At 32.5% G+C, this 17,688-nt stretch carries 18 protein-coding genes; 10 read left to right on the top strand and 8 right to left on the bottom strand.

Going from position 1 to position 17,688, the window contains the following annotated elements; all coding sequences use genetic code 11:
- Window positions 1-42 precede the first annotated feature (42 nt).
- The 3 genes from LO744_RS14835 to LO744_RS14825 all read right to left on the bottom strand — a co-directional run bounded on the left by LO744_RS14835 (window position 43) and on the right by LO744_RS14825 (window position 3,104).
- The gene (locus LO744_RS14835; protein ID WP_230670657.1) at window positions 43-1,518 is read right to left on the bottom strand and encodes a lipopolysaccharide biosynthesis protein; all 1,476 of its coding nucleotides are present in this window, start codon (window positions 1,516-1,518) and stop codon (window positions 43-45) included.
- A 9-nt stretch (window positions 1,519-1,527) separates the two neighbouring features.
- A complete protein-coding gene (locus LO744_RS14830; protein WP_230670654.1) occupies window positions 1,528-2,322 on the bottom strand; it encodes an FkbM family methyltransferase in 795 nt (264 codons plus the stop codon).
- A 104-nt stretch (window positions 2,323-2,426) separates the two neighbouring features.
- Complete coding sequence (locus tag LO744_RS14825; protein WP_230670651.1) at window positions 2,427-3,104, bottom strand: DUF2461 domain-containing protein; 678 nt, start codon at window positions 3,102-3,104, stop codon at window positions 2,427-2,429.
- A 273-nt stretch (window positions 3,105-3,377) separates the two neighbouring features.
- Here LO744_RS14825 and LO744_RS14820 point away from each other — a divergent pair, with 273 nt between their 5' ends.
- The 9 genes from LO744_RS14820 (at window position 3,378) to LO744_RS14780 (ending at window position 12,136) form a co-directional block, all read left to right on the top strand.
- A complete protein-coding gene (locus tag LO744_RS14820; protein WP_230670649.1) occupies window positions 3,378-5,111 on the top strand; it encodes a DEAD/DEAH box helicase in 1,734 nt (577 codons plus the stop codon).
- 222 nt (window positions 5,112-5,333) lie between these two features.
- The gene (locus LO744_RS14815; RefSeq protein WP_230670645.1) at window positions 5,334-5,972 is read left to right on the top strand and encodes a DUF47 domain-containing protein; all 639 of its coding nucleotides are present in this window, start codon (window positions 5,334-5,336) and stop codon (window positions 5,970-5,972) included.
- 20 nt (window positions 5,973-5,992) lie between these two features.
- Entirely contained in the window at window positions 5,993-7,132 is a 1,140-nt protein-coding gene (locus LO744_RS14810; protein ID WP_230670641.1) for an inorganic phosphate transporter, read from the top strand.
- Between the two features lie 103 nt (window positions 7,133-7,235).
- Window positions 7,236-8,207, top strand: a complete 972-nt coding sequence (locus LO744_RS14805; RefSeq protein ID WP_230670638.1) for a polyprenyl synthetase family protein — start codon at window positions 7,236-7,238, stop codon at window positions 8,205-8,207.
- A gap of 93 nt (window positions 8,208-8,300) precedes the next feature.
- Window positions 8,301-9,260, top strand: a complete 960-nt coding sequence (locus tag LO744_RS14800) for a GSCFA domain-containing protein (RefSeq protein WP_230670635.1) — start codon at window positions 8,301-8,303, stop codon at window positions 9,258-9,260.
- Window positions 9,253-9,624 carry a DUF4269 domain-containing protein gene (locus tag LO744_RS14795; RefSeq protein ID WP_230670631.1) on the top strand — a complete coding sequence of 124 codons (372 nt, stop codon included), beginning with the start codon at window positions 9,253-9,255 and terminating at the stop codon, window positions 9,622-9,624. Before LO744_RS14800 ends, LO744_RS14795 begins: the two co-directional genes overlap by 8 nt.
- Window positions 9,621-9,770, top strand: a complete 150-nt coding sequence (locus tag LO744_RS14790; protein WP_230670629.1) for a DUF4269 domain-containing protein — start codon at window positions 9,621-9,623, stop codon at window positions 9,768-9,770. The genes LO744_RS14795 and LO744_RS14790 overlap by 4 nt, the downstream gene beginning before the upstream one ends.
- A 5-nt stretch (window positions 9,771-9,775) precedes the next feature.
- On the top strand, window positions 9,776-10,537 hold the full coding sequence (locus LO744_RS14785; protein WP_230670627.1) for a TatD family hydrolase: 762 nt from the start codon (window positions 9,776-9,778) through the stop codon (window positions 10,535-10,537).
- Window positions 10,538-10,606: 69 nt separating this feature from the next.
- Entirely contained in the window at window positions 10,607-12,136 is a 1,530-nt protein-coding gene (locus tag LO744_RS14780; protein ID WP_230670624.1) for a hypothetical protein, read from the top strand.
- Between the two features lie 51 nt (window positions 12,137-12,187).
- Here the strand turns inward: LO744_RS14780 and LO744_RS14775 are convergent, their stop codons facing one another.
- From LO744_RS14775 to LO744_RS14755, 5 genes are all read right to left on the bottom strand, one after another.
- The gene (locus LO744_RS14775; RefSeq protein ID WP_230670620.1) at window positions 12,188-13,456 is read right to left on the bottom strand and encodes a DEAD/DEAH box helicase; all 1,269 of its coding nucleotides are present in this window, start codon (window positions 13,454-13,456) and stop codon (window positions 12,188-12,190) included.
- Between the two features lie 167 nt (window positions 13,457-13,623).
- Window positions 13,624-14,112 carry a DUF6438 domain-containing protein gene (locus LO744_RS14770; RefSeq protein ID WP_230670616.1) on the bottom strand — a complete coding sequence of 163 codons (489 nt, stop codon included), beginning with the start codon at window positions 14,110-14,112 and terminating at the stop codon, window positions 13,624-13,626.
- Window positions 14,113-14,219: 107 nt separating this feature from the next.
- On the bottom strand, window positions 14,220-15,203 hold the full coding sequence (obgE, locus tag LO744_RS14765) for a GTPase ObgE (protein ID WP_230670614.1): 984 nt from the start codon (window positions 15,201-15,203) through the stop codon (window positions 14,220-14,222).
- Between the two features lie 81 nt (window positions 15,204-15,284).
- Window positions 15,285-15,863, bottom strand: a complete 579-nt coding sequence (locus LO744_RS14760) for an adenylate kinase (protein WP_230670611.1) — start codon at window positions 15,861-15,863, stop codon at window positions 15,285-15,287.
- A gap of 150 nt (window positions 15,864-16,013) precedes the next feature.
- Window positions 16,014-16,568: a phosphoribosyltransferase gene (locus LO744_RS14755; RefSeq protein ID WP_230670608.1), complete on the bottom strand. Its 555-nt coding sequence runs from the start codon at window positions 16,566-16,568 to the stop codon at window positions 16,014-16,016.
- A 238-nt stretch (window positions 16,569-16,806) separates the two neighbouring features.
- Between LO744_RS14755 and LO744_RS14750 the strand changes: the two genes are divergently transcribed.
- Window positions 16,807-17,505 carry a DUF1826 domain-containing protein gene (locus LO744_RS14750; RefSeq protein WP_230670605.1) on the top strand — a complete coding sequence of 233 codons (699 nt, stop codon included), beginning with the start codon at window positions 16,807-16,809 and terminating at the stop codon, window positions 17,503-17,505.
- The last annotated feature ends 183 nt before the right edge of the window (window positions 17,506-17,688 follow it).

Below are 17,688 nucleotides of genomic sequence, written 5' to 3'. Positions count from 1 at the left end.
TTGGCGTCTTACAAATAAAATAATCTGTGGGAAATCCTATCGTTATTTAAATTTTAATATACTTTTAATAAACCTCATATTCAGATAATCTTCAATCGGGAATATCTTGGTGAAATGATTTCCAATAAATATCAGAACCAATACCACTGCAGGTTTATAAACTAAATTGATGAAATTATTTTCAAAAACCGGTAAAACAATCGCCACGGTAATTGCCAAAGTACAAATAATCGACACGAAAATCATTTCAATCGAAAAGGGAGAAACTTTAAACATGAAATAGTTGAAAATAACCTTGATAACATTGTAAATAGTCACCGAAATTGCGGTAGATAAAGCAATTCCTATAAGAGAAAGGTCGGTGTTATTGATGAAATACCAGTTTAAACTAATCGTTAAACCCGCTAATAAAAGCATTACGATAATGTTGAATTTGTAATATTTTGAAAGGGAGATAATATTTCCGTTAAAACCAGTTGCTAAATCCATTAAAACAGCAGAACCCCAAATCCAGATTACAGGTTCGTACATTCTCAACATATCACCTTTGTTAGGCATAAAATGAGTGAGATAAGGAAATCCGACCATGATACAGCCAAAAAGAACAGCGCCCAAAAAGTAAATCGTTAATGATGTTTTTTTGTGAAATCTGTCGAGCTCTTCCATGTCTCCATCTGCTAAATTTTTTCTGATAATCGGCGCAGAGATATTAAATAATCCCAATTGTGGAATGGAAATCAAAGAAATTAGAGCCAGTAAAATACTGTAAATAGCAATTTCTTCTTCCCCAATAAATTCTCCAATCATATAATTGTTAATCGCCATGTGGTTTCCAAATGTTCCTAGAAACCCAAAGAAACTATAAGCCGCAAATTCTTTGTAAAAATTATCTTTTTTAAAGTAATCTCTGCTGAAATCAAGGTTTATTTTGTCAAGCTTATTGGTGTAATAGATGTATCCTGTAAGCATTAAAGCAAACATTCCGAAGAAAAAAGCCAATGCAATCTGTTCTGAAAACTGAAAATAAAAGTACAGACAAAAGGCTCCCAGGTTTGCTAGTTTGGGCAAAAGATTGTCGAAAATATTAGAAACTACAATTCTCTTATAATTGGAAATATATCTATTGAAAACCGCACATAAAGAAAGCGTTAAAACTAATGGAAGAATGTATTTTTTATTTTCCCAGATTTTCATTTTGGTAAATTCAGGGAAAAAATAAGGAATGAGCAAAAATATAATCAGAAATAGAAAGAAATTAATAAAAACCAATGCTAAAGAAAGGGAGAGCATATTTTGATTCTTACCATCTTCATGGGTTTTGCCAAAAAATCGTACATTAGAATAAGAAATTCCTAAAACCACAAAAGGAACCAACATTTCTGCGGCTGACATGATGTACCTTAAAGTTCCGTAAAAAAAAAGGTCATTGGTGAAAATAAAAATGGAAAACATCCCAATCAACGTGGCGATGTACCCGATGATAGAATACTTAAAACCCTGCCTTGCAACTACACTCATATTTAGATTTTAAAGGTTTTTTGGAAGGAAAATAATGTTATTAATGTAGTCGGTTTTGTTTTTTTCGTCGCTGATGTTTTTGATGAGAATTTCTTGAGTGAGCTTTTCTAAAGCAAATGTTTTTCTGTTTAAATAATGAGCTTCAAAACCCCAGTTTTCTACTTCTGAAATTTCGTTCCAAATGGGTTGGTTGTGGTGTCTTTGTTCCATCTCAACCATTAAAGTAGGTTTGAATTGCTGGATTGTGCTTTTACCGCCAAACAGAGTTTTCATTTCGTTTCCTTCAACATCTATTTTGATAAAATCAATTTTTTTGATGTTTTTAGATTTTGCCCAATCATCCAGTTTTACCACTTCTACGGTTTCTGTATAAGAGTTTTCTTCGTCTTTTTCTTTGTAAGAAGTATTTAAAGTACCTCTTGAAGCAACCATTTTTCCTTTAATAATCGGAACTTTAAACTGAGCAGTTGTATTTTCGTCAGAAAGTGCTACAGAAGAAATATTCATCGTTGGGAAAAGCCTTCTCAGCCTGATGTTTAATTTTTTGTTGGGCTCAAAAGCGTAAATGTTTTTATGATTCAGTTTATATTCAAACTGATAAAGAAAAGTTCCAACATTGGCTCCAATGTCAAAAATTATGGCGTCGTTTTGTAAATATTCTTTAATCCAAATCAACTCTGGTTCTACATTGCGACCTGAAAAGTTTTCTTTTGTAAGATTTTTTAATTTTTTAAAATATCTCTGTTTATAAAAACTTGGACTGATGTATTGTAGTTTTTCTGCGAGTTGCTGGTATAAAGACATTGTATGGGAATTTGACGACCAGCAAAGGTAATGAAAAATGTTAAATTGTTGTTAAAAAATATTGATTATAATAGATTGATTATCAGTACTTATTTTGATTTTGTTTAATCTTGTATGTTGGAAATTGAGGTGTCTAAAAAATTATTCAGAGGTTTTGCGGCTTCAAATATTTTAGAAATGTTTTTCACTGCATTCTTTTCCATCAATTCTTTATTGGTCATGTTGTGTACGCCAATGAAGCTTTTAAGTTTTAAAAATTCGCCCATGGGATTTTCTTTTTCAAAACCTTGAGGTACGTTTTTTAGTTTGTGTTCTTGGTCTAGCGCTCCATAGTATTTTTTAAAATCTTGATTTTCAATGGAGGTAAGGAAGTCGTCTTTAAAAATAGAGATTTCTTTTCTGATTTCTTTTAAAATAGGAGAGTCTGGTAAATAAATTCCGCTTCCAAGAAAAGATTTTCCAGGTTCTACATGGAGATAAAAACCTGCTTTAGAATTCATTTTTCCCATTCCTAATGACGCACCAAAATAGGTTTTGTAAGGTGTTTTGTCTTTTGAAAATCTTGTGTCACGGTAAATTCTTAGCAAAGATTTTTTAGCATCAATTTTTAAAATATGTTCATCAAATTTTCCCATCTCGGTAATCAGTTCTTCAGTGAAATTCTGAAAATCTGATTGTGCTTCCAGGAAAAGATTTTTATTGTCATTAAACCATTCTCGGTTGTTATTTTTCTCAATAAGTTTTAAAAAATCGAATACTTTAGATGAGACCTGAGATGCCATATTTTAAATTTTAATCAAATGTAAATAATAAAATTTGAAATAATTATAGAGATGTTTTTCATTATTTCATAATTATTAATCTATAAAACGTATTATCTGTTAATTGTGGCTATAGTTGAAAATTTTTTAAATTAAAAATAAAAAAGGTGTAGTTTTTTTGTCTAAATATAAAAATGATTGTGGTTTTCTAAAATAAAATTATCAATTCGTTAATATTATATAATTCAATATTCAAATAAAAGCTGTATCTTTGCAGAAATTTTATAATATTTAATGAATTTATTTACGGAGACCAATTTAAGTCCTGATATCCTTAAGGCCATTGGCGAACTGGGTTACGAAAGCCCGACAGAAATCCAAAAACAGACTATCCCTTTCATTCTTTCAGATATTCGCGATCTAATCGCACTTGCGCAGACAGGGACAGGCAAAACAGCAGCGTTTTCGCTTCCGATTTTGGATATGATTGACGATACGAGTCGCAAAATCCAATTTTTGGTACTTTGTCCGACGCGAGAATTATGTCTTCAAATTACAAAAGACATCAAAAATTACACAAAATACATGCCGAGCGTCAAAACTACAGCAGTTTATGGGGGAAGCAGTATTATGGATCAAATTCGTTCTTTAAAAGACAAACCACAAATTATTGTGGGAACTCCAGGAAGAGTAATCGATTTGATTAACAGAAAGGCATTAGACTTTTCAGCAATTCACTGGTTGGTTTTAGACGAGGCAGATGAAATGCTTTCAATGGGTTTCAAAGACGATTTGGAAACCATTATGAAAGAAACTCCTGATACAAAACAAACTTTCTTGTTCTCGGCAACGATGAGTAAAGAAGTGGAGCGTATTTCTAAAAATTATTTGACAAACCCTCACCGTATTTCTGTGGGTTCTATTAACGAAGTTAAGAAGAATATCAAGCATTTTTATTTTGTAGCTGGTTACCGTCATAAGAAAGAGGCTTTGAAGAGATTAATCGATTCAAACCCTAATCAATACTCAATTATTTTCTGTAGAACAAGAATGGAAACTCAGGAAGTTGCTGATTTCTTGATGCAGAATGGATATGCAGCTGATGCTCTTCATGGTGACCTTTCTCAAGCGCAGAGAGATACGGTAATGAAGAAATTCAGATTGAAAAACATCGATATTTTGGTAGCAACAGATGTTGCTGCAAGAGGTTTGGATGTTGATTCATTAACTCACGTTGTGCATTTCTCTTTACCAGATGATCCTGAAGTATTCGTTCACAGAAGTGGTAGAACGGGTAGAGCAGGTAAAGACGGTATTTCGATTGCATTGATTAAGCCTGAAGAAAGCAGAAAATTAAAGCAGATTAAATCGGTTACAAAAATTGATATTACAGAAGCTAAAATTCCTACTGGTGAAGATGTAATTAAAGCTCAGGTTGCTGGTGTTTTTGAAAACTTACTTGAAGTACACGAAGATTTCTTTGAATTTAACGATGCTTTAATTCCTGATTTATCAGCTTTCACAAAAGAAGAGTTGGTGCACAAATTACTTCAGTTCCAGTTAAAAGATCTTGCTTTGTATTACAAAGACAGACATGATTTGACGGATCAGAAATTGAGCAGCAGAGATGATGACAGAGGTGGAAGAGATCGTGATAGAGGCAGAGATAGAGACCGCGACAGAGGTAGAGATCGTGACAGAGGAGACAGAAGAGATCGTGACGGTAGAAGCGACAGAGGAGAAAGAAGAGGTGATCGTGGTGGTAGACCAAGAGAGAGAGACGAAAATATGACTAGATTTTTCTTCAATCTTGGTAAAAAAGATCAGTTGAAGAAACTAGATGTTTTAGAAATCATCAACAAGGCAACTTCAAGCAAAGGTAACAAGAGAGCGGAAATCGGTAATATCGAAATCCTTGAAAAATTCTCTTTCTTTGAGATTGAAAAAGGATATAAGAATGAGCTTTTAGGGAACATTCAATCAATGAAATTCAAAGGAAAAGATATGAGAGCTGAAGAAGCTAACTAATCTTATTCTTAGCATATAATTTGAGCCGACATTTTTGTCGGCTTTTTTTATTTTTAGCCAAAGCTTAAAATGTTGATTCCAAAGTCTATAGCCAGAAGCTTATTGTTGTGGGCTTTTTGTGAAGATAAATATTACCTCAATGTGAACAAAAATTAACGTGAGAAGCTTTTTGGTAACATGGTTTTTTTAGAAATTTGCACACGAATTTATAAACACTATAAAATGGGCATTGGTAATATTTTCCACGCTTTTCAACCGAAAGATAAAATCTTTTTTGTGCTTTTTGAAAAAGTTACAGATAACTTGGTTGCTATGTCTAACGATTTTAATCACGGAATCAAAGATTTTGATCTTAATGATGATTCTATGCTTAAATTAATGAGCGACTACGAGCATAAAAATGATGAGCTTACTCACGAGATTTTCATTGAATTGGGGAAAAACTTCATTACACCTTTCGACCGTGAAGATATTCACACGTTAGCGACTGGTCTAGATGACATCGCAGATTATATCTATGCTTCGGCAAAGTATATTTTCCTTTACAAATCTCCTTTGATGAAGGCTTATGCAGATTTTTCATTATTGATTTACAAAGCTTGCCTTGAGATTCAGAATGCGATGAAAAACCTTAAAGGTTTCAAAAATATGGAGCAGGTAAAAGAAGCTTGTATTAAAGTAAATTCTATAGAAAATATTGCAGATGATCTTCTTTCAAATTCTATGGTAGAATTGTTTGAAACTAATGATGCTATTAATATTATTAAAATTTCATCTGTATTAAATTACCTTGAAGTAGTAACCGATAAAGCAGAAGATGTGGCCAATACAATTGAAAACATCATGATTAAATACGCTTAATTAATAATTATAATTGACAAATGGAATTTCCGATTTTACTTATAGTTATTATTGCACTAGCTTTAATCTTCGATTACATCAACGGTTTTCATGATGCGGCAAACTCTATTGCAACTATAGTTTCTACAAAAGTTTTAACTCCTTTTCAGGCTGTACTTTGGGCGGCAGTTTGGAATTTTGCAGCGTTCTTTATCGCTGCTTACGTTATTGGAGAGTTCAAAATTGGTAATACGATTGCCAAAACAGTTAACGAGAATTTTATAACACTTGAAGTCATCTTTTCAGGTCTTGTCGCTGCAATTTTATGGAACTTGCTGACATGGTGGTTTGGTATTCCTTCTTCATCTTCACATACATTGATTGGAGGCTTTATAGGGGCTGCTTTAATGCACGCTTTTATGTTAGATTACCATGATGTTGTTGCAACTCAGCCACACTTAGGGACTTTGGAAACGTTTAAAGAGGCAATAAGCCAGCTTACCCATCAGAGTGTTGTGAAGTTTGATAAAGTAATTCCTATTTTCTTATTCATCTTTATGGCTCCAGTTATTGGGATGATTATTTCGATTATTATTACTTTAATCATCGTTCACCTTTATAAAAGATCTAATCCTTACAAGGCTGATAAGTCTTTTAAGAGGCTACAGTTAGCTTCGTCGGCTTTATTTAGTTTAGGACATGGTTTAAATGATGCACAGAAAGTAATGGGGATTATTGGTGCAGCGGTAATTTATTATCATGTTAATATGTTACAAGATGATTATTTACAAATTGCATCCGCAGATCGTTTTAATTATTTTGCTAAAGATTATCTTTGGGTTCCTTTGGTTTCTTTCGTTGCGATTGCTTTAGGTACCATGAGTGGTGGTTGGAAAATCATCAAAACAATGGGTACTAAAATCACAAAAGTTACTTCTCTTGAAGGGGTAAGTGCTGAGACGGCAGGTGCGATCACTTTATTTGTAACCGATCATTTTGGTATTCCTGTATCTACAACACACACGATTACAGGTTCTATCATTGGGGTTGGTCTTACGAAAAGAATCTCTGCTGTACGATGGGGGATCACTGTAAGTCTTCTTTGGGCTTGGGTATTAACGATTCCAATTTCAGCAATTGTTGCAGGAATTACTTACCTTATCGTTACATATCTTGTTTAAATAGAAAAATTTAAAATAAATAAAAAACTTTGCTCGAATGGGCAAAGTTTTTTGTTTTACAACCCCTCAGAAAATCGTATTTTTGTTCAAATTAAAATCTTTTATGGAATTCTTAGACACCTACCAACAGATTGTTGCTGATGCTATTACTAAATATACGTTTAAAGACAAACCGACTGAGCTGTATGAGCCGATGAATTATATTATCTCGCATGGTGGCAAGCGTCTCCGTCCGATAATGGTTTTAATGGCTTGTGACTTGTTTGGTGGTGACCAGAAAGAAGCGATAAAGCCAGCTTTGGCGATTGAGTTTTTCCATAATTTTACCTTAATCCATGATGATATTATGGATGAAGCTCCACTAAGAAGAAATAAACCGACGATTCATACCATTCACGGTCTTAATACAGGGATTCTTTCAGGAGATGGTTTAATGCTTAAGGCGTATAAGTTTTTTGAAGATTTGGAGCCTGAAATTTTTAAAGCATGTATAAGAATTTTCACCCATACAGGTTTACTTCTTTGTGAAGGTCAACAGTATGATATTAATTTTGAAACTCAGGAAAATGTAACGTTCGAAGATTATATCAGAATGATTACCTATAAAACCGGAGTTTTGAGCGCTTCATCATTTGAGATTGGTGCGATGATTGCCAAAGCGCAGTTTAAGGATGCAAAAGCCATCTTCAATTTCGGAAAACATATTGGTATCGCTTTCCAGATTATGGATGATTATTTGGATGTGTTCGGTGACCAGGCTCAGTTTGGAAAAAAACACGCTGGAGATATCTATGAAAACAAAAAAACAGTTCTTTATCTTTTGGCAAGAGAACACGGAACTGAAGAAGAGCGTAAAGAATTAGATTACTGGTACTCTAAAAAAACCGATAATATTGATAAAGTGTACGGTGTAGAAAAGATTTTCAGAAGAACAAAAGTGGATGAGAAAGCATTACGTTTAATTGAAAAACATAATGAAATCGGACAAAGCTATTTGGCTAAAATAGATGTTCCTGAAGAAAAGAAAAAACCATTCACAGAATTGGCAAACTACCTTTTAAGAAGAGAATCATAATTTGATCATTCGTCAATTTGAAAATTTGAAAATGAATCAATCAGAGTTTTTAATTTTCAAATTGACATATTCTCAAATTTTCAAATTAACTGAATGAAATTCCGGACAGAAGTTGATATTAAAGAATCGCCGCAAAAAATAAAAGTTGAAGATAAAATATTTTCAATAGGTTCTTGCTTTGCTTCAGAGATGTCAGATTTGTTTCTAAAAGGTCAGCTTCAGACAGTAAACAATCCTTTTGGAACTGTTTTTAACCCGTTTTCGATTAATAATTCGATTAAAAAACTTCATGATGCAGAATTTTATCATGAAGATGATTTAATTGCTTACGATGACGAATTTATTTCTTTGGATCATCACACCAGTTTTGATACCCGATACATTCATCAGACTTTAGATAAGATTAATACAAAAATAGAAGAAGGAAACCGTTTTTTGCAGGAGTCCAATTGGGTAATTATTACTTATGGAACTTCATTTATCTATGAATTTGAACCTAAAAAAAAGCTGGTTGCTAATTGTCATAAAATTCCACAAAAATTCTTCGAAAAAAGACTTTTAACGAATCAAGAATTAAACGATTCTATTTATGATACGATTATTAATCTGAAAGATATTTGTAAAGATGATGTACAGATTCTTTTTACGGTTTCACCAGTCCGTCATACGAAAGATGGAATGATTGAAAATCAGTTGAGTAAGTCTAAATTAATCACATCGATTCATGAAGTGATTGCTCAGTTTGAAAACTGCCATTATCTACCTATTTATGAGATTGTAATGGATGATTTACGCGATTATAGATTTTATAAAGACGATTTAATACATCCTAATTCTCAGGCGATTAATTATATTTTTGAAAAATTTGGGAATGCTTATTTTTCAGATGAAACGAAAGGTTTTATCAAAGAAAATTTTAAAATCAATAGAGCTTTAGAACATAGAACGGATGATGAAAAAAATCCAAAATTCATCGAATTTAAAGAAAAACTGAATCTGAGAATCGAAGCTCAAAAGCAAAAAGTAAAACATAAAATATTTTCAAATGATTGATTTTACGAAACTTGATTATCTGAAAATAGGAAATGAAAAGCAAAAAAGAGCGTACGAAGTTCTTACAAAATATAAAATCTTCACCATCTTAGATGATTATTCACCCATTTTAGCAGGAACAATTCCTATAGAAATTGATATTGAAGGAAGTGATTTGGATATTATCTGTGAAGTTGAGGATCAGATGAAGTTTGAGGCTTTTTTAATTCAAAATTTTTCTGAGAATGATTTAAAAATCGAAAAAATTACAATGAAAGGAGAAGATTCTATTATTTGTAATTTTAAATTGGAAGAATTTCCTATCGAAATTTTTGCACAAAATAAACCAACAACACAACACAACAAAATGCTTATCGCCACATGATTGCAGAATACAAAATTTTGCAGGAAAAAGGAGATAAGTTTAAACAAAAAATTATTGATCTTAAGAATAACGGAATAAAAACCGAGCCCGCTTTTGGGTTACTTTTAGGTTTAGAAAATCCTTACGAAGATCTTTTGAAATTTTAATAATAATGATAGATACCCATACGCATTTATATGCCGAAGAATTTGATGAAGACAGAAAAGAAGCTATTCAGAGAGCTTTAGATAAAGGGATTACTGAGTTTTATCTTCCGGCTATCGATTCAGAATCGCATGAGAAAATGCTTCAGTTAGAAAGCGAATATCCTAATCAGATTTTTTCAATGATGGGTTTGCATCCTTGTTATGTAAAACCTGAGTCTTGGGAAAAAGAACTTGAATTGGTGAAAAACTATTTAGATCAAAGACATTTTCCGGCAATTGGAGAAATAGGAATTGATTTGTATTGGGACAAAACAACGTTGGATATTCAGGTAAAAGCTTTTGAACAACAGATAGATTGGGCAATCGAAAAAGATTTACCCATCGTAATCCACACCCGAGAAAGTTTTGATGAAACCTTTGATGTTTTAGAAAGAAAAAAACATCCGAAATTACGAGGTATTTTTCATTGTTTTTCAGGAAACCTTGAGCAGGCAAAACATGCTTTAGACTTAAATTTTATTTTAGGAATCGGTGGAGTAGTAACCTTTAAAAATGGGAAAATTGACCAATTTTTAAATGAAATTCCACTAGATAAAATCGTTTTAGAAACAGATTCTCCATATCTTGCGCCTGTTCCTTTCAGAGGTAAAAGAAATGAAAGCTCATATCTAGATTTGGTTGCTGGGAAGTTGGTCGATATTTATCAAAAAGACTTTGCCGAAATCGATAGAATTACTACTGAGAATGCGAGAAAAATGTTTAAATGATGGTTTAGAGGTCATTTTTATAAGACAACCCGACTAAAACCACAAGCTAAAAATTTATTGTAATTAGACATGGAGTTTATTAAAAAGAATTTTCATTATTTGTTATTGCTTTCTTCTGTTTTTTTCTTGGGAAATCCTTCTAAATTTCCTTCAGATGATGGCTTTTTCTATCCTCAGATTGCTTATAATCTGGTTAACCATGGCTTCATGGGATTCAATGATTTGTATCTTACCAACGGATTTCATCCTTTATGGATGGTTTTTTGTGTAGTAGCAGAATTAATCAACCCTTCAGATAAGTTTTTTGCATTAAATATTCTTTGGTTATTTCAGGTTTTATTAGTCTTATTTGGATATATTCTTTTAGAAAAGACCGTTTTTAAAGAAAGTAAAATGGGTAAGATTCTCAGCTTAGCATTTTACTGTTTGATGTTTTTTAGCCTTGGAACGCTGTATTTAATTGAAGCACATCTTACATTTTTTACTTTTAGCTTGATTATCTTCTTCATGTGCAAGAGATTCACCAATGATTTTGCATTTGGGTTAATTTGCAGTTTGGTTTTTTTAGCAAGATTAGACCATGTTTTTGTGTTGATACCTTTTGGCTTTCTATATTGGAATTTCAGAAAATGGAGCATCAAAAGCCTGGGATTAATGATTGTTGGGTTTTTAGTCTTGGCTTTACCTTATCTTTTATCTAATTATTATCTTTTTGATAACTTCGTTCCAATTAGTGGAAGAATCAAAAGCTCATTCCCTGATTTTCAGCCGGATATTCATCTTGAGTTCTTTCCAAAAATATTTGTGGGATGTGGGATTCTGTATTTTATTTTTTTATGTTTCAATAAAAAAGATACCTATAGAGCCGTAAAGTTTTCTTTCTTAATCGGAAGTTTATTACAGCTCATTTATAATCTACTTTTTCAGTCGGAAATAGGGCAGTGGTACTTTGTTTCTCAAATGTTTTTCTGTGGTTTATTTATTTACGATGTTGCCAATAGCTTATTTAATAAAACTTTTGAGAAGTGGTCTTTTGATAAAATTATCTTTGCAGGTGCCTTGATTTTTGTTTGTGGAATTGCTTGGCTAAAGCTCACGACGAGTTTTAGTATTCAGAATAATGTTTTTGCAAGTCATTCTAAATTAGAAAAAAAATCAAATGACCTTGTACGACAAACGGCTCAAGAATTTGAACAGGAAATTCCAAAAAAAACACGTATTTATGTTTATGATTTTCCGGGGAAATTTGCTTTTTACTCAGATTTTAATGTCATTCCTGCTGATGGATTGGTAGCAAATAAACAGTATTTTAATGATATGAAATCAGGTAATTTTAAAAATTTTATGATTAAGAATGACATTAAATACCTTCTTTTTCCTACTCATTTTCATACTAAACATGAAACACAAGGCTTTCTGGCGCTTCACGTAGATAGTCGTACTGACGATTATGTTTTTAAACTAAGAAATACCTTAAGAAAAACAATTATAGACAGTCTGAAAGAAAGTGAATTGACTAAAATAAAATCGTATGTCAACCCGATAAAAACATGGCAACCGCAGTATGATTCGGTATCAGTTTATCAATTGAAAAACTAAAAAATATTTTACAAAAAAAAGTCATTCAGAAAACCTGAATGACTTTTTTTATTATTTCTTTCTAGCGAAATTACTTTTATTATTGGGCTTTTTAAAACCAATATCTTTTTTCTGCTGACCAGGGTTTGCTGGTTTTGGTCTCGGCGTAAAAGGTTTATTGTTTGAATCTCTTTTCTCAACCACCAAATTGTCGGTGTGAAAAGGATGGTCTTTTACGATAGGAATTTTCATCCCGATTAGTTTTTCGGTATCCTTTAAGTTTAAAAGGTCTAATCCGTCTACGAAAGACATTGAGCTTCCCTCTGAGCCTGCACGACCTGTTCTTCCAATTCTGTGAACATAGGTTTCAGCTACATCCGAAAGTTCAAAATTAACAACATATTTCAGTTCGTCAATATCAATACCTCTTGCGGCAATATCTGTAGCAACCAAAATTCTTGTTGCTCCAGATTTGAAGTTGTTGAGCGCATTTTGTCTTGCATTCTGAGATTTATTTCCGTGAATCGCTTCTGCAGAAATTTTATGAGCCTGTAATTTTCTTGCAATTTTGTCTGCTCCGTGTTTTGTTCTTGAGAAAACCAATACAGAGTCCGAAATTTTATTCTGTAAAATGTGCGTAAGCAAATCTAGCTTATTATCTTTATCCACAAAATAAACAGATTGCTTAATGGTTTCTGCTGTAGAAGAAATAGGCGTTACAGAAACTTTTATCGGAGTATTCAGAATAGAATCTGCTAACTTCTGAATTTCTGTAGGCATTGTTGCCGAGAAAAATAAAGTTTGTCTTCTTTGAGGTAAAAGTTTAATAATTCTTTTTACATCGTGTACAAAACCCATGTCAAGCATTCTATCAGCTTCATCCAATACAAAAATTTCAAGATTTTTAAGCGAGATAATTCCCTGCGCAATAAAATCTAGTAATCTTCCAGGAGTTGCTACCAAAATATCTACTCCTTTTCTAAGAGCCGCCACTTGATTTCCTTGTTTTACACCACCAAAAATTACCAATTGTTTTAAAGGTAAATTTTTTCCGTATGCGTTAAAACTTTCTTCAATTTGTATTGCTAATTCTCTCGTTGGAGTAAGAATTAATGCTTTAATATGATTGTTTTTTGGTCCTTTTCTTTCAGTAAGATTTTGTAAAATTGGGATAGCAAAAGCCGCTGTTTTTCCTGTTCCCGTTTGTGCTGTACCCAGTACATCTCTCTGTTCTAATATTGAAGGAATCGCTTGTTCCTGAATTGGAGTTGGTTTTTCGTAACCCTGGTGTTGAAGCGCATCTAAGATGGGCTTAATTAATTTTAAGTCTGTAAATAACAAAATGTATGTTGTGTATTAAAATAATGCGGTCGAAGCAGTATACTTCATCATTTTTAGCAGATCTGCTAAAGTTTATTTAACAGAGTTTTTAAGTAAAATCAATTACTATTTGGCTGAGAATGCCGCGAAATATAATGCAAAGATAGTCTAAATAAATTTAAGAGTAATTATTGTACTTTTTCCCACTGTTGATTATGCTTCAAATCTTCAAAAAATTTGTAAACGGTACTTAGTTTTTCTGATCCTCTTTTTCCGTAATCTTCAATATTTTTAGATGATCCATCCTCAAATTTTACTCTAAGATATGATGTGGGTAAATCTGTAATATTACGGGTGCCATATTTCTCATTAAGATTTTTTAAATCTAAACCATCAAGAAGCAGAGTTAGCTTTTTATAATCGCTTTCTTTAATGGTTGTTTTGAAAGTTCCTTCTCTGGGTTTATCAAATTCACCCTTCGAAAATTCTTTTGAGAAATTAAAATGTTCGGCTTCTAAAACAGCAGTTCTATCCGGATTAATCGTCATTTTAAAAATCGGGCAAGAACCAAAGCAAGCTCCAGCTTCATATTCTATAGTTGAATACTTTGACGACATTTTCTGAGAAGTACATGAGAACAAAAAGAGTATTGAAAAGAAGCTTAATAGATATTTCATTGTTTTAAATTTTGAAAACTTTCTTTCAATAAGTGTTCCAAAAACAAGAACAAAAAAATAGAGAAACTCAAAAGCTTCTCTATTTTTTTATTGATAAATATTATTTTCTATCCGTGCAATTGTTTCCAAATGGCATCTTTCAGCTCCATTAAACCTTCTCCGGTAACCCCTGAGAAAAATAATGGTTTTTTATTTTCTGGGAACTCGGCTGAGATTTCTTTTTTCAATTCATCATCCAAAAGATCAGCTTTAGATACAGAAATAATAAAGTCTTTATCTAAAAGTTCAGGATTATATTCTTTTAATTCATTTTCTAAAATTTTAAACTCCTGAAAATGATCTTCAGAATCTGAAGGAATTAAAAATAATAATATAGAATTTCTTTCAATATGTCTTAAGAATCTGTGACCAAGACCTTTACCTTCCGCAGCACCTTCAATAATCCCAGGGATATCTGCCATTACAAAAGATTTATAATTTCTGTAATCTACAATTCCTAAGTTAGGAGTTAAAGTCGTAAATGCGTAATTAGCGATTTTTGGTTTTGCAGCCGAAACTGATGCTAGAAGAGTAGATTTTCCGGCATTTGGGAAACCTACAAGACCTACATCAGCTAATATTTTAAGTTCAAAAACGATATAGCCTTCTTGTCCATCCATTCCCGGTTGTGCAAAACGAGGAGTTTGATTGGTTGATGTTTTGAAAAATTCATTTCCTTTACCACCTTTACCACCTTCCATCAAAATGATTTCTTGGCCATCTTCAAGAATCTCTCCTACAACTTCACCATCTTCATTCTTGGCAATTGTTCCGATCGGAACGTTGATGTAAACATCTTCACCGTAAGCTCCTGTTAATTGGTTTTTAGCTCCGTTTTGACCCCTTTCAGCTTTAACGTGACGGGTATAACGAAGTGGGAGTAAAGTCCATTCGTGGGAATTTCCTCTCATGATAACGTGGCCTCCACGACCACCATCTCCACCATCAGGACCTCCTTTAGGAATATATTTTTCACGACGAAGGTGGGCAGAACCTCCACCACCGTGACCACTTTTACAATGAATCTTTACGTAATCTACAAAATTTGACATATATTTTTAACTTAGGATTTAGGGCTTAGAGCTTAGGATTTAGCGTAAACAACTATTACCTAATTCCTAAACCCTAATTCCTTATTTTATTTTTTCTACTTCAGCGAAGAGTTTATCAGAAATCTCGTTGATTTCTCCTACACCGTTGATCTCTACATATTTACCTTGTTTTTTGTAAAGCTCGGCTACTTCGGCTGTTTTTGTGTAGTATTCTTTTATTCTATTTTCAATGATTTCTACATTGCTGTCATCAGATCTTCCGCTGATTTCACCTCTTTTCAGTAATCTTTCAACCAAAATAGTATCTTCAACAACTAGAGAAAGACAAATGTCGATTTTATCATTCAGTTCTTCTTTTACTATTTTTTCTAAAGCTTCGGTTTGCACTGCAGTTCTAGGATATCCGTCGAAGATAAATCCTGCAGCATCACTTGGCTTTCTGATTTCGTCAATCAGCATATCTGTTGTTACCTGATCCGGAACCAATTCTCCTTTATCGATGTAAGATTTTGCCAATTTTCCCAATTCGGTATCATTTTTCATGTTGAATCTGAAAAGATCACCTGTTGAGATTTGCTTTAAATTGAATTTCTCGATTAAGTTTTGCGCTTGAGTACCTTTTCCACTTCCTGGAGGACCGAAGAGAACAATGTTTATCATAATGTTGAAGGGCTTTTGGCTTTTTGCAGTTAGCTTTTGGATTTTTCCATTAGCATATTTTGCTTTTAGCCTTTAGCATTTTTAAGTTATTATTAAATTTATTTTTTTTACTTTTTAGGCTAAAAGCTATCAGCTAAGAGCCAACAGCGTTTAATGATTGATTTGTCCGTCTTCCAATTGGTATAGATCAGATAGGTTTCTACCCAATTCATCATAATCCAATCCGTAGCCTAGAACAAATTTGTTTGGAATTTCTTTTCCAATATAATCTAGCTTGAAATCTTTTTTATAAACATCAGGTTTCAATAAAAATGAAGAAATTTTTACAGATTTCGGACGTTGTGTTTCATTAAAATATTTGAATAGACTTTCAACAGTATTTCCTGTATCTACGATGTCTTCTACAAGAATGATGTGACGGTCTTTTACATCTTTTGTTAGTTCCATTTTCTGATAAACAATCCCTGTAGATTCAGTTCCTGCATAAGAACTCATCTGGATAAAAGCGATTTCGCAAGGACCAGGATAATGCTTAAGAAGGTCGGAGAAAAACATAATAACACCGTTTAATACACCGATGAAAACAGGTACTTCATCTTTATAATCTTCATAGATTTTTAGAGCGGTTGCCTTTACAATTTCCTGAATTTCGGCATCCTTTAAATAAGGAACAAAAGTTTTGTCGTGAACTTGAATACTTTCCATAAAATTTTTCGTAGAGCGCAAAGTTACGGATTTTTGATTAGAATATTTTTAAGTAGAGTATAGTTGTTGTACTTTTCTCGATATATAATGCGAAATTGTTTTGTTAATGACGCCTTTTTAGGCCATAAAATCTACAAATAAGGTATAATGCTAATCTATTATGTTAAAAAAAATAAATTTAATTCTCATGTTTTTTAATTAGTTCATTATTTTTGTGCTCCGTCAATATTTTCTATATATGGGTAATGAATTTTCAGACAACAGTCAAATAAGGCTCGTTTCTTCTTTTTCGGAATTGATAAATACCAATTTTCAGGGAGCGATGAATGCAATCTGCTGGAACAGAAATTTGAGTGGAGATTTTAAAGAAATTGTGTCTAAACTTCATTTAAAAGAAAATATTACAGAAGTTTCTAAAGAAAATCTTTTAGCCCTGAAATTATCAGAACAAGGCAGTGTAGCAAGAGAAATTATCTTAAATGATTTACAATTATTAACAGATTTCGGAGCGTTACCCTCTCTTAATTTACTTAAAAATTACGAACGAGATGAAGAGTTTGATTTCATTTCTACAGATGTTTATTCTTTTCATGTAGATCGTTCACCTATTGGAACCGATACTTTTTTATGCACTTATCACGGCGCTGCAAGTGACATTATTTCTAATGATCAGGTTGAACAAAAAATCCTGATTCCAGAAATCAGAGAAAAGCTTAAAGAATTACACAACGGTCCGGAAGCAGAATTTGAAGCCTTTCTAAAAGAGTATTTCTTTGATCTTCATTATCAACCAAAACTAAATGCAAAACCTGTCAATTTAGGTGTAGGAAATCTTTGGCGATTTGCAGTTGATCATCCTACACAAAAGGTATTACCTTGTGTTCACAGAGCTCCTATAGAAAGCGATGGGGAGTATCGATTGCTATTGATTTGTTGATTACTGAAAAACCACACTTTTTAGGTGTGGTTGTATTTAATGTAATTTGATTTTTTTTTATTTCCCGATACAGAAAGTAAAAACTAATTCATTTACAGTATTTTACAAGTATCAAGATGTACAAAAGTAGTACCGCTTCATTTCTGAAAATAATTTACTTTCTTACAAAAAAATTAGATTGTT

The organism is Chryseobacterium turcicum, from assembly GCF_021010565.1.
Classification (GTDB): domain Bacteria; phylum Bacteroidota; class Bacteroidia; order Flavobacteriales; family Weeksellaceae; genus Chryseobacterium; species Chryseobacterium turcicum.
This window is presented reverse-complemented; position numbering and strand designations above follow the sequence as displayed.